Raw genomic sequence first — 22,505 nt, 5'->3', positions numbered from 1 at the left:
CCCCTATCTTCTTCCTTCTTTAATTGCGTAAAATGCTTCAATTCTAGCCTGCTCACTGCTCATGCCCTGTTCTTCCATCTGAACGATAGTAGAAAGCATTTTCTCGTAATCAATCGGAATGATTTTCTTAAATTTCGGCAGATAATCGGTAAAGTGGTCCAGAATTTCTTTTCCGCTCTCAGAATTCGTATAAGCCACATGCTCTTCGATCATTTCTTTCAACTCGTTGATTTCAAACTTCGAAGTTACTCGTTCAATATTTACCATCTGCTTATTAATATTCTTATAAAGATCACTGTTCAGATCCAGTACATAAGCGACACCGCCGCTCATTCCGGCTGCAAAGTTCTTTCCAGTCTTGCCAAGAACAACAACACATCCGCCGGTCATGTACTCACATCCATGATCACCAACACCTTCTACAACTGCTTTTGCGCCAGAGTTTCGGACAGCAAAACGCTCACCTGCCACACCATTGATAAAAGCTTTACCACTGGTTGCTCCGTAAAGTGCAACATTTCCTATTATAATATTCTCTTCGTGTTTAAATGTAACACCCTTCGGTGGATACACGATCAGTTTTCCGCCTGAGAGACCTTTACCAAAATAATCATTGCCGTCTCCTACAAGTTCCAGTGTCAGACCCTTTGGAATAAATGCACCAAATGATTGACCGCCTGCTCCGGTACATTTGATCACATAACTGTCTTCCTCTACGCCTTCCGGATATCTTCTTGTAATTTCTGATCCGAAAATTGTTCCAAATGTACGGTTGGTGTTCGTGACATCGACTTCCAGGCTTCTCTTCTGATGCTTTTCAAGTGCCGGAAGCAGTTCTTTTACAAGGACTCTTTCGTCCAGCGTCTTCTCCAGTTCGAAATCATAAATCTTCTTTGGATTATAAGTCATTGGTGTCTTTGTTCCCTCATAAGGGTTTTGCAGGATCTGGCTTAAATCCAGTGTTGCTGCACGATCAGATGTCGGCACTTCTTTGACTTTCAGAAGGTCAGTCCTTCCAACCAGTTCATCAATCGTACGAACACCTAATTTTGCCATATATTCGCGCAGATTCTGTGCGATGAATCTCATAAAGTTGATGACGTATTCCGGTTTTCCGCGGAAGTTCTTGCGAAGTTCCGGATTCTGTGTTGCCACACCAACCGGACATGTATCCAGATTACACACCCGCATCATAACGCATCCCATAGTTACAAGTGGTGCTGTCGCAAATCCAAATTCCTCTGCTCCAAGAATTGCTGCAATTGCCACGTCACGACCACTCATCAATTTTCCATCTGTCTCAATACGGACACGTTCACGCAGTCCATTTTGGATCAATGTCTGATGTGTTTCCGCAAGTCCAAGCTCCCAAGGAAGTCCTGCATTGTGGATAGAACTCTTAGCCGCCGCTCCGGTTCCTCCATCATATCCAGAGATCAGGATCAGTCCGGCTCCTGCTTTTGCGACTCCGGCCGCGACAGTTCCAACACCTGCTTCAGATACAAGTTTTACGGAAATCCTTGCGTCTTTATTTGCATTTTTACAGTCATAAATGAGCTGTGCCAGATCCTCGATAGAGTAAATATCGTGATGCGGTGGTGGTGAGATCAGGCTGACACCTGGCGTAGAATGTCTTGTCTTGGCAATCCACGGATAGACCTTTCCTCCTGGAAGATGTCCTCCTTCTCCTGGTTTTGCACCCTGTGCCATTTTAATCTGAATCTCTTTTGCGCTGACAAGATATCTGCTTGTTACACCAAATCGTCCGGAAGCGACCTGCTTAATTGCAGAACATTTTTCTGTATCCAGACGCTCGATTTCCTCACCGCCTTCACCACTGTTGGATTTACCATGCAGACGGTTCATGGCGATTGCAAGCGTCTCATGTGCCTCCTTGGAAATGGATCCGTAGGACATAGCACCTGTCTTGAATCGCTGAACGATTTCATCCACACTCTCTACTTCTTCAATCGGAATACCTTTCTTCGGATAATTAAAATCAAGCTGACCTCGCAGATTAATGTGGGCACCTTCTTCATTTACCATATCTGTGTACTGCTTAAACATTTCATAATTGCCAAGTCTTGTAGACTGTTGAAGCATATGGATCGTACGTGGATTGTACAGATGTTCCTCGCCACAGCTTCTGGATTTGTGTTGTCCGAGACTGTCCAGTGTCAGATCTACTTCCAGTCCAAGTGGATCAAATGCCTGAGAATGTCTTGCAAGATAATCCTGTGCAATCTCCTCAATACCGATGCCGCCAACACGGCTGACTGTATCTGTAAAATATCTGTTAATAAATTCTTCTTTTAATCCAATGGCCTCGAAAATCTTTGCTCCCTGATAAGACTGAATTGTGGAAATACCCATTTTAGAAGCAATTTTTACAATGCCGCTTAAGATTCCGTGATTGTAATCATCAACTGCAGCGTAATAATCTTTCTGCAGCATGCCTGTATCAATAAGCTGACGGATTGTCTCATGTGCAAGATATGGATTGACTGCGCATGCTCCATATCCAAGTAATGTCGCAAAATGATGTACTTCTCTTGGCTCTCCGGTCTCAAGAATGATTGCAACGGAAGTTCTCTTCTTCGTGCGCACCAGATGCTGTTGCAGTCCGGACAATGCCAGAAGTGACGGCATAGCCACATGATACTCGTCTACACCACGGTCAGAAAGGATCAAAATATTCGCTCCGTCACGGATTGCACGATCTACTTCGATAAACAGGTAATCCATTGCTTTTTCCAGACTGGAATTTTTATAATAAATAGTCGGAATCTCTGCAATTTTGAATCCATCCTGTTTCATGTTCTTAATCTTCAGAAGGTCAACATTTGTAAGGATTGGATTATTGACCTTGAGCATCTTGCAGTTTTCTGCTTTTTCTTCCAGAAGATTTCCGTCTGCTCCGATGTATACAGTCGTGGATGTTACCACTTCCTCACGGATTGCGTCAATCGGTGGATTCGTAACTTGTGCAAATAACTGTTTAAAATAATTGAACAGGTTCTGATGCTTATCCGAAAGTACTGCAAGTGGTGTGTCAATACCCATGGCAGCAGTTCCTTCTCCACCGTTGAGTGCCATATTTTTGATAGAAGTTTCTACTTCCTCATAAGAATAACCAAATGCTTTCTGAAGTCTCTTAAGATCCTCTGGTTTGTAGGTCGGTACTAACTGGTTCGGAATTTTCAGATTCTTAAGCTCAATCAGATTGCTGTCCAGCCACTCACCATAAGGCTGTCTGTCCGCATACATTTCTTTCAGCTCTTCGTCTCCGATGACACGTCCCTGAACCGTATCAACCAGAAGCATTTTACCTGGACGAAGTCTTTCTTTTACTACGATTTTCTCTGGTGCAACATCCATAACTCCGACCTCAGATGATAAAATCAACTGATCATCATCTGTAATGTAATATCTGGACGGACGAAGTCCGTTTCTATCAAGAACTGCTCCCATACAATCTCCATCACTGAACAGAATTGACGCCGGACCATCCCATGGTTCCATCATTGTTGCATAGTACTGATAGAAATCTTTCTTCTTCTGGGACATGCTCTTATTATTTGCCCACGGCTCCGGAATAGAAATCATAACTGCCAGCGGAAGTTCCATGCCACTCATGACCATAAATTCAATGGCATTGTCAAGCATAGCGGAGTCAGAACCTGTGGCATTGATTGCCGGAAGGACTTTGTGAAGTTCTCCTTTTAATTCTTCAGATTCCATATTTTCCTCTCTTGCCTGCATCTTATCCCGGTTACCACGGATTGTATTAATCTCGCCGTTGTGTACAATAAAACGGTTCGGATGTGCTCTCTCCCAGCTTGGATTCGTGTTCGTACTGAATCTGGAATGAACCAGTGCAATGGCAGATTCATAATCCTTATCCTGAAGATCTGCAAAAAAGAGACGTAACTGATCTACCAGAAACATTCCCTTATAAGCAATCGTTCTGCTTGACAGTGAAGCTACATAAGTATCATCGCTGCTCTGCTCAAAGACTCGGCGTACCACATACAGACGTCTGTCGAAGTCAATTCCTTTTTCAACTTTTTCCGGCCGCTTGATAAATCCCTGCATGATGCATGGCATACACTCTACTGCACGACTTCCAAGCACATCCGGATGTACCGGTACTTCTCGCCAGCCCAGGAATTCCATTCCTTCTTTTTCCACAATCACTTCAAAGATATTCTTTGCCTGATTTCTTTTCAGTTCGTCCTGAGGGAAGAAAAACATACCTACGCCGTAATCTCTCTCAGAACCTAAAAAGATGCCGAAAGGTTTACAGACTTTGGAGAAAAACTTGTGAGAAATCTGTAACAGAATTCCTACTCCATCACCTGTCTTACCTTCGGCATCTTTGCCCGCTCTATGTTCTAATTGTTCTACAATCTTTAATGCATTCGCCACGGTATCGTGACTTTTCTGGCCCTTGATATTGACGATTGCTCCAATACCACAGTTATCGTGTTCAAACGAAGGACGATACAAGCCAGCATTTTTCTGTCGCTGTTGCCCGTTCATAATATCTGAGTCCTTTCTTACATTTTTTATTTTTTCCTACTATACACCCATTTTTCAAATTTGTAAATAAAAACTTCTTTTTAAATCGTCAGATAATTAGACGTTTTACGATTACAAAAGGAGTAGTCTGATAACTACCCCTCATTTTGGCTATTATTTTTAGTTGTATCTGTGTTCAATCTCTGAATCATAACATAAATACTTGATGCAATAAATGCACATAACACTGTTGAAATTCCGACACGCATCGGATCTTTGAACAACCAGTCGAACCATTGGAACTGCGTTCCAACCACTGACAGGATATTCGCTGTAATATGCGCAAGTATCGGTGCTTTCACAGAACCATATTTTTCATACACATAACAGAACATCATGCCCATGATAAAACCATAAAGTCCCTGGACAAGATTGCCATGGGTAAATGCAAATACGAGTGATGAATACAAAGCCGCTGCCCAAAACGGTGAAGTATAACGTAATCTTTTATAGACAAGTCCTCTGTACACCAGTTCTTCACATGTCGGCATCAAAATTCCAAGCACGAGAATCTGCACTGCAAATCCCTGTCCGTATAAAGTCTGCATTGTATCAGAATAAGTTTCACTCGCTGCTGACAGATCACTTAAAAATATCAGATTATTAAGCCCAAGTGCCATAACTGCAAACATCACTATAATTGCAATATATTTCCAAATTGACGCTTTTTCCGTTACAATCCCAAGCTCTTTTTCTTTTCTGCTGTCTCTGTGAAATAAAAATAACATGACTGGAATCGTAATCAGCGCTGCCACGCCCTCAATATAAACAGCCCAGTTCATTAGCTCATTTGTAATCTGATCATATAATTTGCCGGACTGTGCTGTACTCTGCGCAATCTGCATCATCGCATCTGCATCTCCACCTGTCATCTGCATCAGATGTACGCCTGCAAGAAGTGATACCGCCGCCATATATACAAGATATGCAATTCCCAGTTTGATAAGCACAGATCCCCAGATATACCAGAAGCCTCTCCCGCCTCTTGTTTTCTGTTCCATCTATTTACTTCCTTTCCTTTTGCTGCTGATCCACTTTTCATTGTACCTTCACCGAAAACTCCTCTATTCGGCACGATGTTAATTGTACTTCTTTTCTACAGCATATGCAATTAAAAAAATATGAAATCTTCCAACGCTTCCCGGCTGGCACTGTCGTAATCTGCCATACTCTGAGATTTCCGGATCCTTTTCAGCGCCTTCTTCGCTTCCGGAGCGTTCTGTCCCATATATGCCCACAGCTCTTTTAACTTAAATAACGTATTTTTCTCCCCCATTCCCACTTCCAGATAATCACATTTAATCTGTTCAAGGAATGCATGGATTTCCTTTTTATATCTGTCTGCACTCTGCATTTTTCGTGACGTTTCTTCTTTTTTCCACTCAGTCACATCTATATCAGTTGTCTTTTTCACATCTGTTTTTTCTCTCATACGGATAAGATCAAGCAGAGCCGGATTCATTAAAATCCCTCTTCCAAGCATAAAGGTATCTACCTGCGGAAATTCCCGTTTCATCTCTTCATAACTTTCTGGCGTAAAAATATCTCCGTTATAGCAAAGCGGAATCTTACTTTCCTCCACCGCATCATGAAACGCACCAAGATTCGGTTGATTTTTATAAAAATCCTTCTGTACCCGCGGATGAATAATCAGTTCCTCTACCGGATACTGATTGTAAATATCAAGAAGCCGCGCAAATTCTTCCGGATCATCTTTTCCAATTCTTGTCTTAATAGAAATTTTCACATCACATTTTTTAAAAATCTCATCCAAAAACCGATCCAATCCGTCCGGATCTGCAAGAAATCCAGAACCACGCCCTTTAGACACAACTGTCTTTGAAGGGCAGCCCAGGTTCAGATTCACCTCTTCATAGCCATAGACCTTCAGTTTCTCAACCGTATGTAAAAATGAGTCCGCCTGATTGCTCATAATCTGTGGCACAAGATTCATGCCTGGGCTGTGCTCTGGCATCACATCATTCTTCTCCTTCGTACTGAACCCCTTCTTCGTATGTGGTACCAGAAAGGGCGTAAAATACTTATCCATCGGTGCAAAATGCTGATGATAAGCCCGACGATATATATAAGTTGTAATCCCCTCAAGCGGAGCAAGGTAATACTTCATAAAAAATCCTTCCCATTTTTATTCACAATGCACAAAGGCGACACCGCAAATCAATGATGGGGACGTAGTACTTTAACATTTCACTACGTCCTTTGTTAAATAATTGCCCATCTCATTTTTGTGCATTTTGCGCGTGGATTTCTTGCGCATTCCTGTGCTGATGGACGAATCACGTCTTTACAGATTTCACTGTAAATTCCTGCTTTTTTTCCTTCTTTAAAAGCTCGTTTCACAAGTCTGTCTTCCCCGGAATGAAAGGTCAGGATTGCAATTCTTCCACCTGGGTTCATGACTTGTGGCAGTTTATCTAAGAATGCATATAACACTTCAAATTCCTGGTTCACGTCAATGCGAAGTGCCTGGAATGTTCTCTGACATGATTTCTTGACCGCCTCTTTTTTCTCTTTCTCCGGAAGAAATGTCAGAGCTTCTTCGATTGCTTCTTTTAATTCTGTTGTAGTTTCCGGAGATTTCCCGTGTTTTCTCCAATTCATCAGCACTTCTGTTATCTCTGCTGCGTATGGTTCATCAGAGTTTTCCACCAGCATTCCTTCTATTTCTTCTGCGTCCATGCTTTTCAAACGCTGTGCCGCACTTTCTCCTTTTTGTGGGTTCATGCGCAGGTCTAAAGGTCCGTCAAATTTGTAAGTAAAACCGCGTTCCGGGTTATCGATCTGCATAGAGGATACACCAAGATCTGCCAGTACAAAGTCAAACTTTCCATGTTCTTCTGCCACTTTGTCAATGTCTGCAAAATTGCATAATTTCACAGTCAAAATATCTTCTCCATATCCAAGATCACGCAGTCTCTTTTTTGTCTTCTCGGACTCAATCGGATCCACGTCAAGACCATAAATGTGACCATGTCCTTCCAGCTTTTCCAACATCTTTCTTGTGTGTCCGCCATAGCCAAGTGTTGCATCCAGTCCATGCTGTCCCGGTTTGATGTCCAGAAAATCCAGAATCTCCTGCACACAAATGGAAATATGCATACCTGCCGGAGTGCTGCCCTTTCCTATGACCTTTTCAATCGTATCTCCATATTTTTCAGGATTTAATTCCTTATATTTTTCTTCATACTTTTTCGGATGCGTCCCGGAATAACGCTTTCTTCTCTTATGAGGCTTTTGCCCCTGTTTTCCTGATTCTTGTCCGCTTTTTTGTTCTTCCATATTCACATTCTCCAACAAACTGTTACTTTTCCTAAAATCGATAAACACTACAAAACGGAGGCTTTCAAAAAAGGGTTACCCTCTTTTAAAAACCCCCGTCCAACAAACTCAAAATCTACTTCTTTGCTTTTGGCAGAGTTAAGTTTAACACAATCGCTACAATAGTTGCAAGAACTACCGGTGATTTTCCAAATATAGTCGTTACCCAGTCCGGGAACTGTGCCAGTGATGCACTTGCCTGAGTCACACCCATGCCGACTGCAACTGCAAGTCCAACAACTGTTGTATTGCGGAAATCCATCGGCTCTGTTGTAATCAGCTTCATACCTGTCATTGCAATTGATGCAAATACAGAAATTGTTGCTCCTCCCAGCACGCAATAAGGAATCGTAGTCAGTATTGATGAAAATTTCGGGATCAATCCGGCCGCCATCAGAATCGCAGCAGCAATTCCAAGCACTCTGCGGCTGATAACTTTTGTTGTAGATACAATACCTACATTCTGGCTGTAAGTTGCTGTCGGAAGTCCACCGAAAAATGCGCAAAAAATATTGCTGATTCCATAGCCTACAATACCACCGGATAATTCCGTATCTGTCGGCATACGATCCATAGAACCTGTTGTAGTTGCAGAGAAATCTCCAATTGCCTGCACAGAGTTAATAGCAAACAAAATACCAAGTGCTACGCAAGATGAAGGCTCAAACTTAATTCCAAAATGCATCGGCTTCGGAAGCTGGAAGATTGCCGCTTGTGCAACGGAAGAAAAATCTACCATTCCAAAACAAAGTGCTACAATATATCCACCAATAATTCCAATTAAGATAGATGCCAGTTTCCAGATACCTTTTCCAAAATGATTAAGTGTCGTTACAATAATCAATGTAATAATTGCTACGAGCCAGTTCTTCCATGAACCGTAATTTTCACTGCTGGCTCCTCCGGCCATATAATTGATCGCGGTCGGATACAAAGATAATCCAATAGAAAACACTACCGTACCGGTAATAAGCGGCGGGAAGAACTTGCGGATCCTCTTAATATTTAATCCCACTAAAAGTGCAATGATACCACCAACAATCTGCGCTCCAAGAATCGTTGCAATATCAAAATCCGCAGCAATTGCCTGCATACTTGGCACATATGCGAAACTGATTCCCATCATGACCGGAAGTCCTGCTCCGATAGTGAACCATTTTGTCTTAATAAACGGAAATAACTGAATCAATGTCGTCAATGCAGACATCACAAGTGCTGCCTGAATAAGAATCACAGAGTCTTCCTGTGAAAGACCTGCTACGCCTGCCACGATAATAGAAGGCGTTACGCAGCCGACGATCATAGCCAGTACGTGCTGTATCGCAAGCGGCAGTGATTGTCCAATGGAAGGCTTCCCGTAAAAATCAAACAATGCTTTGTCCATCTGAACAGACTGTTTTGCTTCTTTTGTATTCATTCTTTTCCTCCTGAATCATTTTTTCAACTCATATATTATATAATGCAACGCTTCTATTTGGACACCCTCTGGCTCATTACTTTTTTTAATGTTATTTTTTAGTCATACTTATTTTTCAATTACATTATCTGTCATACGCCTTTACATAGACAAAATTATCATTGGTACGCTCCATACTATATTCCAGATTCAGAATTGCCTCGACAAAATCTCCTCCACCAGATTCTATTGGAATAAGCCGCATTCCAAGCTTCTGTTCCACGTCTTCCACAGTCCAGTCATCCAAAAATACTCTTTCTCCGGTACGAAGCATGTTACATGGAATAATGAGATCTTCTCCTAATCCATGCACATTTTTATCAGCACTTCCTATGTTATCCACAAATTTCTTCGCATCAGAGATTTTTTCCACAAAATGTTTCCTACTATTCTCCTGGTACTCTTTTATCTGAGCAGTCAGATCCTGTCCGGTAATCAGTCCGGATACGGTAATTGTCTCACCAAAGAAATCATTCCTTATGGCAAATACATGGATCTGAAGTCCCGGAAATGCCTCCATCATACGCTCTGCAAATGAACAAATGGTTGCGTAAGTCAATTTTCCGGTCGCGATTGTGACCGTGCGCTTCACTTCTTCACGCATTTTGAGATATCCAGGATTGCTTTTCACCTGCTCAAGCGCTTCCGTGAATTCTGTAATGAAAAGCCGCATCATACCGACACCATTTTCCAACTGGATATATCCGTCATACCGCTCTTCTTCCGGAAAATCACGTCCAGCGGTAATATACCATTCATCGCTTGCATGCATAAAATGAAGTCCATATTCTTCATAATATTTTTTCTGACGGCTCTCGATCATATCAATAATCTCTCCAGCCTCTTCTTTCGTAAAAAGTTCCAGCGGATAAAGATTGTCTCTGTACTTCGTGATACCCGCAGGCACAACAGAGACACTGCGCATAAACGGAAGATATTTTGACAGATCGTCCATCGTGCGTTCCAGCTCTTTTCCATCATTCACACCTTTACAACACACGATCTGACCATTCATCTCCACATGACCTTCATAAAGCTGATCTAAAAATTTCAACTTTTCTCCTGCAAACCGGTTATTCAGCATTTTACAACGAAGTTCCGGGTTCGTAGTCTGCACGGAAATGTTGATCGGCGCCAGCTGCATCTTGATAATGCGGTCTACGTCCTTTTCTTTCATATTAGTCAGCGTAATATAATTCCCCTGTAAGAAAGAAAGTCTGGAATCATCATCTTTAAAGTATAAGGTCTCTCGCATATTCGGTGGCATCTGATCAATAAAACAAAAAATGCATTTATTGCTGCATGATTTGTAATCACTCATCAACTGATTCTCGAATTCGATACCAAGATCGTCATCGTAATCCTTGTCGATTTCCAGAACCCATTCTTCTCCATCCGGTTTGCGAATAAGCACTTCTATATATTCGTCCTTTATCATATAACGATAATCAAACACATCTTCAATTGACTGATCATTGATCGACAGCAGTACATCTCCCGGTTCAATCTCCAATTCTTCTGCGATGGAGCCCGGATAGACTTCCTTAATCAAATGTTCTACCTTCTTCATCTGGATTCCATCCTCCTTTCTTCGTTATTTATCATTTATAATCTGTTATCAACGTTTATCTTTTCATTTTCAGCTTTCGCATTTCTTGCACTTTTTATGTGCTCTGCTTCGTTGATCTGCTTCAGAGCCCTTACATATCCGCCAATCAGCATCAATGTCATAAAAATCCAGATAATCGGCTCTGTATAGATAACTCCAGTGTATCCCAAAACCGGCACGATCCAGATCGTGGATACTATTTTCAACACAAGTTCCAGAATACTGGACGCCACCGGAATGACTTTATGTTCCAGCCCCTGAAGAGAACAACGCAATACAAACAGTGGCCCAAGCACAAAATAAAATGACGTATTTCTTGTCAGATAACGGTATGCCGTATCCAAAATATAGGTATCATTACTGCTTGTGATCCAACGAATCAATGGGTGTCCAAATATCCAGCAAAATGTGGTAAATATAACTCCCTGCACAAGTACGATCACAAATGCCTGATGGATTCCCTTTTTTATCCGGTCATATTCTCCTGCCCCCAGATTCTGGCTGGCATAAGTCGTCATAGCCATGCCTGTACACAGCATCGGAACATTGGTCAGTTCCTCGATTCTTCTTGCCGCAATATGCGCCGTCACAATCTTCGTACCAAGTCTGTTTACTGCAGTTTGGAAAATCACGGTACCGATACTCACAAAACAGGACATCATACCAAGTGAAATTCCAAATACGGTCATCTCCTGATACTTTCTCCTCTGCATCTGCCATTCCTGCCCCTTTGGCACAAGTTCCCGGAACCTAAAAAGCAAGTATGCCATACACAGAACTCCTGCAATACACTGGGCAATATTGGTCGCATGCGCTGCACCGCGAAGTCCCATGGAAAATGTATGCACAAAAAGAATATCCAGAAAAATGTTCAAAATGACTGCAACTGCAAGGCATAAAAGCGGAATCCGGCTTTCTCCGACCGCTCTCAATATATTGGCACTGTAATTGTAAAGAGAAATGAATGCTGTCCCCATAATAATAATTCGGATATATTGAAGTGCCTCTTCCATAATATCTGCCGGTGTGTCCAATATATGCAAAAGCCCTTCTATCCCAAGAAGCGCACCTACTGTAAGAATCAGCGTCATTGCAACTGTCATAATAAAACTTCCTGCCACATAACGTCGCATATTTTTATAATCTCCTGCTCCAAAACATCTGGATATCGGAATTCCAAATCCCTGGGTCACTCCATTCACAAAACCAATAATCAGATTCGCAATAACTGCTGTTGCACCAACTGCTGCAAATGCCTGTGTCCCTACATAAGTGCTGACAATTTTACCATCTGCCAGATTATATAATTGTTGTAAAAGATTTCCAAAAATAATGGGCAGGGCAAAGGTCATTATGACCTTTGCCGGACTGCCCTTCGTCAATTCCCTCATAGAATAACATTTACTCTTTCTGCTAAAACCAATGTATGAACTATCTCTGAACTCTTGCTCCTGCACCACCCATGATAGCTTCTACTTCTTTCTTGCTAGCCATAGTTGTGTCTCCAGGTGTTGTCATAGCAAGTGCTCCGTGAGCTGCTCCGTAGTTAACTGCAAGCTCTGCATCCTCTGTTGTCATCAGTCCATAGATAAGTCCTGATGCGAAAGAGTCTCCTCCACCTACACGGTCCATGATCTCAAGTCCCTTGTAGTCTTTTGCTTTGTGGATTTCTCCATCTGCCCAGCAGATAGCGCTCCAGTCGTTCACTGTAGCTGTCTTAACCTCACGAAGAGTTGTTGCAACAGCTTTAAAGTTCGGGTATGTCTTAGCTGCTTCATTGATCATCTTCTTGTATCCGTCAAGGTTAAGCTGCTTGAGATCTTTGTCGTTACCCTCAATCTCAAATCCGAGGCATGCTGTAAAGTCTTCCTCGTTACCGATCATAACGTCTACATATTTTGCGATCTCTTTGTTCACTTCCTGAGCTTTCTCCTGTCCACCGATTGCACTCCACATAGAAGGACGGTAGTTCAGATCGTAAGATACGATTGTTCCATACTTCTTAGCTGCCTTGATAGCTGCAAGTACAGTCTCACATGACTGCTCGGAAAGAGCTGCATAGATTCCGCCTGTATGTAACCAGCGAACTCCAAGCTCACCAAAGATATAATCAAAATCAAAATCTTCCGGTGTTGCCTGAGCGATTGCTGTATTTGCACGGTCAGAGCATCCTACTGCACCACGGATACCAAATCCACGCTCTGTAAAGTTGATACCATTTCTGCAGATACGTCCGATTCCGTCTGTCTTCTTCCAGTTAATTAAAGATGTATCTACTCCACCCTGAAGAATAAAGTCCTCCATCAGTTTGCCAACTTCGTTATCAGCAAATGCTGTGATAACTGCAGTCTTCATACCGAAGCATCTTCTAAGTCCGCGGACAACGTTGTACTCTCCGCCGCCTTCCCATGCACGGAAGTTTCTTGCTGTACGGATTCTTCCCTCACCCGGATCAAGACGAAGCATAACCTCACCTAATGATACCGCGTCAAACTGGCACTCCTCTTTTGGTCTTAAATTCAGATTCATTTTCATTTCCTCCTAGGATTAAATTATTAAAATTATAAGTAATCCATATATCATCATCGGTACTATTATACAATCAACACTCTGGAAAATCCAGCACGAAATACTCGAAAATAGGGAAAACCTGCAAAAACCGTGAATTTCTATAAAAATTAATGCTTTATAGCAAATCTTGACAGCAGTTTCTTCTGCTCTTTGTAATCCGGCATATACTTCTCCACTTCTTTCCAGAATGCTTTCGAATGATTCATAAATCTGCGGTGTGCCAGCTCATGGATTACTACATAATCCACGATCCGGTCCGGCACAAACAACAATCTGCAATTAAAATTGAGATTTCCTTCACTGCTGCAGCTTCCCCACCTGGTCTTCTGATTCCGCATAGTGATTCGTCCATAACTGACACCCATAACAGATGCGTAATGCGATACCTTTTCTTCTATAAATGTCTGTATACGCTCTCTATCGCTTTCTTCTGTCACTTCCGGAAGATACACAATATCCGGGCGGTTGTCTTTTGAAAGAACCAGTTTTCTCTTCTTAAATATCCATTCTGCATGCCCCTCAATAAATTCCTGCACAGCATAATCCATCACCTGCATCGGAACTCTGGCACAGACCGTCCCATCTGCTTTCACCTGAAGTCCCATCGAACGTCTGGATGAGCGGATGATCTGTACCTCTACCGGTTCTTCATTTTTCTGTTCTACCCTATATATTTTCATTTGATTCATAATTCACCACCATATATCAGTGTCACAATCGCACAACACATCTATCGTCTTCCTTTTATTATTAAGATAAGGTTCTCTTTTTCTTCTCATAATCATACCAAATCTGACATTAATTAACAATTGTAGGATAGATTATCTTTTCATATCATGGTATGATTATGATGCCTGATGGGATTGTAAAAATCCATTCAAGAATGCCGAGGCATTCTTGCTGCGAGGTGCGCGTCATGCAATTGCATGACATACTTCTACTGTGCACCTCTGCAATCCTGCCGGAGGCTAGCTACATACATAATTTTTGAATTATGTATGCTGTATTGATAAAAGAAAGGAGCACTAAGATTTTGAGACCTATAGAAAAACTCATTGAAAAAAGAAAAGAAGAATTCATCCGCAACAATCTGATGTCGGACGAGTTTATTGATTTTATACAGAAGAACAAAAAACCAATGGACAAACTGCTCTCTTACTATGCCTGCGCAATTATGGAAGTAGAGACAAAATTCCGTGTTCTGGATCATCAGTATTCTCTGGAATACGACCGCAACCCGATTGAAGACATCAAATCTCGTGTCAAATCCTGGGAGAGCCTTATAAAAAAAGTCCGCCGAAAAGAAATCCCTCTGACACTCTCTTCTATCGAAGAGAATATTCACGATATTGCCGGAGTACGCGTCGTCTGTTCTTTTCCTGATGACATCTACATGCTTGCCGACTGCCTGTTAAATCAGGATGACATCACACTGATTGAAAAAAAGGATTACATAAAAAACCCAAAACCGGGCGGATATCGAAGTCTTCATCTGATTATCAGCGTGCCAATCTTTCTTCAGGACGAAAAGCGCATGGTTACTGTAGAAGTTCAGCTTCGAACCATAGCCATGGATTTCTGGGCAAGTCTGGAACACAAGATCCGCTATAAAAAAAATATTCCGGAAGACAAAGCTCTCTATCTCCAAAATGAGATGCTGGAATGTGCCGAAATCAGCGCCGACCTCGACCGCCGTATGCAGAATGTCCGTGATGTTATCTCGAAAAATGTACCAAAAGAAGAAAAAATCCCATTTCTCGGAGAGCTGATTTAGACTTGATTTCTCCAAATGATTCCGATTACCTTTATATCATAGTTGGGGGTTTTGCCCCCAACACCATTTAATTGTTCAAATATTATTCATCCATCCCTTCAATTATAGTTTTATCCTATATCCAGATATAATATTTATTAATATCGCCAATATGTTATCTAGTATTATTACACAAATCTATTTGATATTTTTTACTTTTCCCTGTACAATATGCCTTGCATTAGAAAAACGCGTTTTGATCAAGACTACTTTTTAAACAACAACAAAATAAGGTTATTTTAAAGGAGAATTATAAAATGGAACCAAATCAGAAAAAAGCGAACGGTCTGGCTCTCATTCCTTTCGCAGTATTTGTAGGGGTTTACCTGGCCACAGGAATTACCTTGAATGCGATGGGTGTTGAGATGGCATTCTATCAGCTGCCTACTCCAATTGCTTCATTTATCGGTATTATTGTTGCTTTTGCTATGTTCAAGGGAAAATTTGATGACAAATTATCTGTTTTCCTTCACGGTTGTGGAGAAGAAAATATCATGATCATGTGTATGGTCTTTTTGTTTGCCGGAGCATTTACATCTGTTTCTTCCGCAATGGGCGGTGTTGACTCCGTTGTAAATCTGGGTATGACTTTCATTCCTCCACAGTTCATCGCTGCAGGTGTTTTCGTGATATCAGCATTCATTTCCATCTCAACAGGAACTTCTGTTGGAACGGTTACTGCTGTAACACCAATTGCACTTGGACTTGCACAGGCCGGTGGACTCAATCAGTTCCTCGTGGTAGGTGCCACGATCGGTGGATCTATGTTTGGAGATAACTTATCCATGATTTCCGATACAACCATCGCTGCCACACGAACACAGGATGTAGAGATGAAAGACAAATTCCGTGCCAACTTTAAGATTGCTCTTCCTGCTGTACTTGTAACATTTGTTTTATTACTGATTTTCGGTCGTCCGGAAACTTTACCTGCAGTACAGGAGTACTCTTACAATATTATAAAAGTTCTGCCATACATCTTCGTACTGGTTGCATCACTGCTCGGTGTCAATGTATTCGCAGTTCTGACTGGTGGAATCCTGTTCTCCGGTGCCATCGGTCTTGCAACCGGAAGCTTTTCCGCACTGGAACTTGCCAACAATGTTTATAACGGCTTTTCCGGAATGTTCGAAATCTTCCTGTTATCTATGATCACAGGTGGTCTTGCTAAAATGGTAGAAAAAGAAGGCGGCTTAGAATGGCTTCTTCAGAAAATCAGCAAAGTTATCAAGAACCGTCAGACTGCAGAGCTCGGTATCGCTGTCATGACTTCTCTGACTAACATTGCAACAGCCAATAACACTGTTGCAATCCTGATTGACAGTACAATTGCAAAAGATATCAGTAAAGAATACGGTGTAGATCCAAAACGTACCGCCTCCCTTCTCGACATCTTTGCCTGTGCTTTCCAGGGAATCCTGCCATATGGTGCACAGATTTTATTTGCCTGCGCTCTTATGGAGAATCTGAACAGTCCGTTCCAGGTAATCACGCAGTGCTGGTATCAGTTCATCCTGATGGCATTTGCAATCCTGTCCATCTTCTTTGCAAAAGGTGTAGATACGAAAAAAGCAACAAACTAATATGTGAGGTTATTAAAAAATATGATAGAACAGTACTTAAAAGATCTGAAAGTTCCAAAAGATGAACTGACCGCAATTGAACGTAACAAATTGCTAAACGAAGGAAAAGACGTAGACCGGATTATGTGCTGCATAGATTCAGGGGAGACATTGGCTCCCCTGATTGGCTGTACTCTTCCGGAATATTACTTTTCTGCCGAGAAAATGTGTGAACTCGAGGAATATATTTATAATAAGTTCCACTCTGACGGAGCCGGTCTGTCCACAACCTTGCGCGGCATGGCAGAAGCTATGGGATCAAAAATCAAATATTCTGATTACAACATTGCCCAGCTTGAGACTCCTGCCATTTCAAGTCTGGATGAAGTAGACAAATTAAAACGGATAAATGTAGATGAAGACGGACGCCTTCCTATTATTTTAAAAGGTCTGAAAATGGTCAAAGAAAGACTTGGAGACAAAGTACCTGTGAGCGGGACTGTCACTGGACCATTTACCGTTGCCTCAATGCTTGTTGGAACAGAAAATCTTCTGAAAGGTATGGTAAAACAACCGGATAAAGTCCTTCAAATGATGGACATCATTACAGAAAATAATAACCGTTACATCCAAAGACTCCTGGACATGGGCGTAGGAGTTGGATTTGCAGATCCGGTAAGCTCCACCTCTCTTCTTCGTGTGAAACAATATGAGAAATTTTCACTTCCATTTTTCCAAAAGAATGTAGACTTTATTAAAAGCCAGGGTGGGGGATGCGGTCTTCATATCTGTGGTACAAGCCGTAAATTATGGGAACTTCTGATTCCTACCGGAATCGGTACATTTGGTCCGGACAATGTCGAGGATATGGCAGAAGCCAAGGAAGTCCTCGGACCATATATGTGCATTCAGGGAAATGTCCCTCCTGTAGAAGTCATGCGTCTTGGAACTCCTTACGATGTTCTTCGCGCATCCAGAGAAAGTATCCGGAAAGCTTACGACTCCCCGAAAGGTTTCGTGCTGACATCCGGATGCCAGACTCCAATGTTCACACCAGAAGAAAATATGACTGCACTTATGGATGCAGCCCGTATCTTCGGGCATTATCCAATCAATCAGGATTTATTATGGATGGAGGATTAATCCTCCATCCTTTTAAAATTCAAAATCTGCATAATCTTCCGGCAGGAATCTGTGATAAATGATATGACAGTCTTCATCTTTAAAGCAATAATAGTATCTGTCCTCACTTCCCTCTGGAAATCTCACATAAAAATCAAACTCTCCGTTATTCATCTCTTCTGTGATTGTGTTTTCACTGTACTGACCAAACAATTCCAGAATCTTTTTCTTCGTGCAGCCATGTTCTCTCACCAGTTCAATCAGTTCTTTGATAAATTCATTTTCAGCAGTATGCTCATGCACATACTCACTTCCCTGCTCCGGAATATGGAAGCAGAAACGATCTTTTTTATGTGTTACAGCAATTTCTCCAAGTCTTGCTTTCATATCTTCCGGTAAATGTGTCAGTCTCTCTGCCATCTCCTCCACTGTATCCTCAGTATCAAAGAAATGATTCAGCGTGCTGAGTGGATAATATAATCTTACATCTTCTTTTCTATATCCCAGCTTTGCCTGCTCTTCCTTTACAATATCAATCAGGCTCTGTTCCAAACGTTTATATTCCATCTTACCAATCTCCTTTTTACTGCTTTATTTCTTATCAGACACATAGTTGTTCCTGCCTGCTTTCTTCGTATATAAATGATACTTACGGAACATTTCGCACTTCCACAATCCCGGCTCATTATACTACATCCACCTGTATTGTACCATTCTTTCTATAACATTTCTGGATGAACTGCAATTATTTCCATGAAGTTTGACATGAACCCTGTCTATCCCTTATACTAATTTACAGAAATATTCCCGGTATTCCATGATGCCTGTAAACTCATTTATTACATTTGAAAATATGTCGGGAATGATACGAAATTCATACATGACAGGAGGATAATGATCATTATGATTATAAAAAATGGACTCGTCGTTGATCCGGCTTTGGGACTTTCCGAAAAGATGGATCTTGCGATTGAAAATGGAACAATTCTAAAAATAGGAAAAAATATTGATACAGATCAAGTTTCAAATGATACCGAAATCCTGGACGCCACAGGACTTGTCGTTGCTCCGGGACTGATTGATACTCATGTACATTTCCGCGATCCGGGATTTACTTATAAGGAAGATCTTCATACCGGTGCACTTGCTGCTGCAAAAGGCGGATTTACAAGTGTCATCTGCATGGCTAATACTTCACCGGTCGTTGACAGTCTCCCTGTGCTTAAAGATCTGATCGACCGCGAGAAAAATGAAGACATCCGTATCTTCCAGGCAGCTGCCATTTCCTGCTCTCTGAAAGGAAAAGAAGCTGTCGATATGGAGGCGATGAAAAATGCCGGTGCATGTGGCTTCACCGATGACGGAATCCCGCTCTTGGACGCTGATTTCTGTTACCGTGCTATGGAACATGCCGCAAAATTAGATGTACCTGTAAGTCTCCATGAGGAAGATCCTTCTTTTATTCAGAATAATGGAATCAATCACGGTGCTATATCTGAAAAGCTTGGCGTTTATGGTTCCCCTTCCATTGCCGAGGAATCGTTGGTTGCCCGTGACTGCCTTCTGGCACTTCGCTCCGGCGCAGATGTTGTTATCCAGCATATCAGCTCTGGTGTCTCTGTAGAAATGGTCCGCACTTTTAAAGCCCTCGGTGCTAAAATTCACGCAGAAGCAACACCGCATCATTTTACTCTGACTGATGAGGCACTTCTGACTTACGGAACGCTGGCCAAAATGAATCCGCCACTTCGCACCGCAAAGGACCGCCAGCAGATCATCGAAGGTCTTGCAGACGGAACCATTGACCTCATTGCCACCGATCATGCTCCACATAGCATGGAAGAAAAGAATAAACCTCTTACAGAAGCACCAAGCGGAATCACTGGTCTTGAGACTTCTCTTGCACTTGGCATCACAAGTCTTGTAAGACCTGGGCACCTGACTCTGTTACAGCTTCTGGAAAAAATGACTGTCAATCCGGCAAAGCTTTACCATCTCCCATACGGACAGATCAAAGAAGGTGCTGCTGCCGATCTGGTTATCTTTGATCCGGAAGAATGCTGGAAACCTGGCGATTACGCTTCCAAATCCTGCAATACCCCGTTTACCGGACAGGAACTTTTCGGAAAAGTAAAATATACGATCTGTGGCGGTAAAACTGTTTATTCTGATAAATAATATAAATAATCACTTCATAAAAGTCAAAAGACAGGAAAAAGAACTTCCATACTTACACAAAAAGTTCTCTATCCTGTCTTTTTAATAATCACTTTGATATTAAATATCTTCCATCAAGTGCTTTAGCGATTTGCCCCCCCCCACAGAAATATTCTCTGTTTCTGAACGATGGCTGCCCGCCAGCTCTATGTTATCTTCCGCATCAAAATTATCTACAAAGTCCGAATTCACAACTTCTTTCAAATGATCCTGAATATCTGTCAAACATTCCAAAAGAACCGGATTAAACGCACCACATTCTCCATTCAGAATCATCTTCACAGCCTGTTCATGAGAATAAGCTTTCTTGTACACACGGTCACTGATCAACGCATCATAGGCATCCGCCAGTGATACGACCTGAGCAGAAATTGGAATTTCCTCTCCCACAAGCCCATCCGGATATCCTTTTCCATCATAACGTTCATGGTGCCAGCGGCAGATCTGATAAGCAACTTCCAACAGTATCTCTCCTTGATACATCTTGAGATTCTCAAGCATGGTAGCTCCGATCAGTGTATGTGTCTTCATAATATCAAATTCTTCTTTTGTAAGCTTACCCGGCTTATTCAGAATCTTCTCATCAATTCCTATCTTACCAATATCATGAAGCGCAGATGCCATAGAAATCATATACTGCTCAGACCATGACAGTCCGTACTGCCCCGTCTTTTGAACGAGACGCTCCAAAAGTAATCTCGTCAAAGTCTGAATGTGTAATACATGAGGTCCACTCTCTCCATTACGAAATTCCACAATCTGGCTTAAGATTCCGACCATCATCCGGTTATTCTTCTCTTTCTCATAAATCTGATCAGCAACAAGAGAAATCAATCTCCTCTGTTTTGCATAAAGCTTAATGGTATTAAACACTCTTTGATATACGATTTTCGCGTCAAATGGACGTCTGATATAATCTGCGATTCCCATCTCATATGCCCGGCGTATATAATCCTCAGATCCTTCACTGGAAATCATAATGACCGGGATATCATCCATCCAGTGCTCTCTTGCCATAGCCGCAAGGACCTCGAAGCCATTCATGACCGGCATCACAATATCCAGCAACATCAGTGATATGCCCGTACCATACTGCTTAAGCATCTTCAATGCCTCTTCTCCATTCTCAGCTTCCAAAATTCTGAAATCGTCCTGAAGCATCTCTGTAAGGATTTCCCGGTTCATCTCCGAATCATCCACGATTAAAATCTGCTGCTTAACTTTTAATGCTTCAAGTGCAGTTCCATCCTCACCTTCCTTATTCGCAAAATCTTTTTCTGTAACGACTGTGTTCTTTCGATTCTTCGCAAGATACATAAACTTATCCGCTTCCATTACCGTCTCCTCGACAGTTCTTCCTGCAGACATGACTCCACCGATACTTGCTGATAACTGAAGCCTTGAATATGTCGGAACATTTGCATTATAAATTTCTGTCCGGATCTGCTTAAGCTTTTCTCTGAACATCGTCTCGCTGATTCCCTGCAATACAAGGAGAAACTCGTCCCCTCCATAACGGATCAGAGTATCGTTCTTTCGGATACAACGACGAATTGCTTCCACTGTGGTGATAAGTGCCAGATCACCGGCATTGTGTCCATATGTATCATTATAGATTTTAAAATCATCCATATCAATCATGGCGACCCCGACAGATGCTGTCATCTGCTTGATTCGATCCTCGTAATAGCGGCGATTATATACACCGGTCAGCGCATCTTGATACAGCTTTTCATTATATCCGCTCAACTTTTCCATTAAACGGTCACGATTCTCCAAATCAACCAGGAATTCCTCATCCATCTTCCTGAGCAGCTCCATAACGTATGGCTGTCCGTCAATCTCCACATAACGCGCTGTCACTTGATAAATATCTGAATCCAGGTATTCCAGCTTTGTCCGCACTGACTTCTCCTCGAATGCCCGGGCAGCAATACAATTCTTACATGGCTTTTCCTTCTTCCAGAAATCATAACAATGGCATAATTCCATGTCTCCGCCTGGATTGTCGTTCTCTTCCAGCCGGAACTCCCGCTTATCCAACAGTCTTACTACCGTAAAGACCTTTTTATACAATTCCATCTCCATCTGAGCCTGCTGCATTGTCATAATATAATCTGAAGACATGATTTTAATCCTCCTGCACGATTCAAAAATCCGCGCTTTATCGCTCTGTTAAACACATTTATTTTACCAAATATAAATAAAAACTACAAGTTGTTTAACCAGAAAGAT

Annotated in this window: 15 protein-coding genes; 4 read left to right on the top strand and 11 right to left on the bottom strand. The window is 41.9% G+C overall.

The window, feature by feature from the left end; all coding sequences use genetic code 11:
• Positions 1-3: 3 nt before the first annotated feature.
• The 9 genes from gltB to NQ560_RS05275 all read right to left on the bottom strand — a co-directional run bounded on the left by gltB (position 4) and on the right by NQ560_RS05275 (position 14,245).
• On the bottom strand, positions 4-4,542 hold the full coding sequence (gene gltB, locus NQ560_RS05315) for a glutamate synthase large subunit (RefSeq protein WP_005335673.1): 4,539 nt from the start codon (positions 4,540-4,542) through the stop codon (positions 4-6).
• 134 nt (positions 4,543-4,676) lie between these two features.
• Entirely contained in the window at positions 4,677-5,582 is a 906-nt protein-coding gene (locus NQ560_RS05310) for a CPBP family intramembrane glutamic endopeptidase (RefSeq protein WP_005335672.1), read from the bottom strand.
• A 110-nt stretch (positions 5,583-5,692) separates the two neighbouring features.
• A complete protein-coding gene (locus tag NQ560_RS05305) occupies positions 5,693-6,709 on the bottom strand; it encodes a tRNA dihydrouridine synthase (RefSeq protein ID WP_005335671.1) in 1,017 nt (338 codons plus the stop codon).
• Positions 6,710-6,804: 95 nt separating this feature from the next.
• Positions 6,805-7,881: a 16S rRNA (cytosine(1402)-N(4))-methyltransferase RsmH gene (gene rsmH, locus NQ560_RS05300; protein WP_005335670.1), complete on the bottom strand. Its 1,077-nt coding sequence runs from the start codon at positions 7,879-7,881 to the stop codon at positions 6,805-6,807.
• 115 nt (positions 7,882-7,996) lie between these two features.
• Complete coding sequence (locus NQ560_RS05295) at positions 7,997-9,337, bottom strand: uracil-xanthine permease family protein (RefSeq protein WP_005335668.1); 1,341 nt, start codon at positions 9,335-9,337, stop codon at positions 7,997-7,999.
• A gap of 124 nt (positions 9,338-9,461) precedes the next feature.
• Positions 9,462-10,946 (bottom strand): DUF512 domain-containing protein, encoded by a 1,485-nt coding sequence (locus NQ560_RS05290; protein ID WP_005335666.1) that lies wholly within the window; start codon positions 10,944-10,946, stop codon positions 9,462-9,464.
• A 35-nt stretch (positions 10,947-10,981) separates the two neighbouring features.
• The gene (locus NQ560_RS05285; RefSeq protein WP_005335664.1) at positions 10,982-12,376 is read right to left on the bottom strand and encodes an MATE family efflux transporter; all 1,395 of its coding nucleotides are present in this window, start codon (positions 12,374-12,376) and stop codon (positions 10,982-10,984) included.
• 40 nt (positions 12,377-12,416) lie between these two features.
• On the bottom strand, positions 12,417-13,514 hold the full coding sequence (locus NQ560_RS05280; RefSeq protein WP_040015662.1) for a sugar kinase: 1,098 nt from the start codon (positions 13,512-13,514) through the stop codon (positions 12,417-12,419).
• A gap of 149 nt (positions 13,515-13,663) precedes the next feature.
• Positions 13,664-14,245: a M48 family metallopeptidase gene (locus NQ560_RS05275; RefSeq protein ID WP_005335661.1), complete on the bottom strand. Its 582-nt coding sequence runs from the start codon at positions 14,243-14,245 to the stop codon at positions 13,664-13,666.
• Positions 14,246-14,589: 344 nt separating this feature from the next.
• Between NQ560_RS05275 and NQ560_RS05270 the strand changes: the two genes are divergently transcribed.
• The 3 genes from NQ560_RS05270 (at position 14,590) to NQ560_RS05260 (ending at position 18,074) form a co-directional block, all read left to right on the top strand.
• Positions 14,590-15,330 carry a GTP pyrophosphokinase gene (locus NQ560_RS05270; protein WP_227968854.1) on the top strand — a complete coding sequence of 247 codons (741 nt, stop codon included), beginning with the start codon at positions 14,590-14,592 and terminating at the stop codon, positions 15,328-15,330.
• 296 nt (positions 15,331-15,626) lie between these two features.
• A complete protein-coding gene (locus NQ560_RS05265) occupies positions 15,627-16,952 on the top strand; it encodes a Na+/H+ antiporter NhaC family protein (RefSeq protein WP_005335653.1) in 1,326 nt (441 codons plus the stop codon).
• Between the two features lie 21 nt (positions 16,953-16,973).
• Positions 16,974-18,074: a methylcobamide--CoM methyltransferase gene (locus tag NQ560_RS05260; RefSeq protein WP_005335652.1), complete on the top strand. Its 1,101-nt coding sequence runs from the start codon at positions 16,974-16,976 to the stop codon at positions 18,072-18,074.
• A 12-nt stretch (positions 18,075-18,086) separates the two neighbouring features.
• On the opposite strand, the gene NQ560_RS05255 is transcribed toward NQ560_RS05260, so the two are convergent.
• Positions 18,087-18,620, bottom strand: coding sequence for a DUF3877 family protein (locus NQ560_RS05255; protein ID WP_005335651.1), 534 nt, complete (start codon positions 18,618-18,620; stop codon positions 18,087-18,089).
• 336 nt (positions 18,621-18,956) lie between these two features.
• Between NQ560_RS05255 and NQ560_RS05250 the strand changes: the two genes are divergently transcribed.
• Positions 18,957-20,231, top strand: a complete 1,275-nt coding sequence (locus NQ560_RS05250) for a dihydroorotase (protein ID WP_040015721.1) — start codon at positions 18,957-18,959, stop codon at positions 20,229-20,231.
• Between the two features lie 99 nt (positions 20,232-20,330).
• On the opposite strand, the gene NQ560_RS05245 is transcribed toward NQ560_RS05250, so the two are convergent.
• Positions 20,331-22,397, bottom strand: coding sequence for a diguanylate cyclase domain-containing protein (locus tag NQ560_RS05245; RefSeq protein WP_040015661.1), 2,067 nt, complete (start codon positions 22,395-22,397; stop codon positions 20,331-20,333).
• Positions 22,398-22,505 lie beyond the last annotated feature (108 nt).

It is taken from the genome of Dorea formicigenerans (assembly GCF_025150245.1).
In the GTDB taxonomy this organism is placed as follows: domain Bacteria; phylum Bacillota; class Clostridia; order Lachnospirales; family Lachnospiraceae; genus Dorea; species Dorea formicigenerans.
Note: the sequence above shows the minus strand (reverse complement) of the source record. Positions and strands in the feature narration are given on the sequence as shown.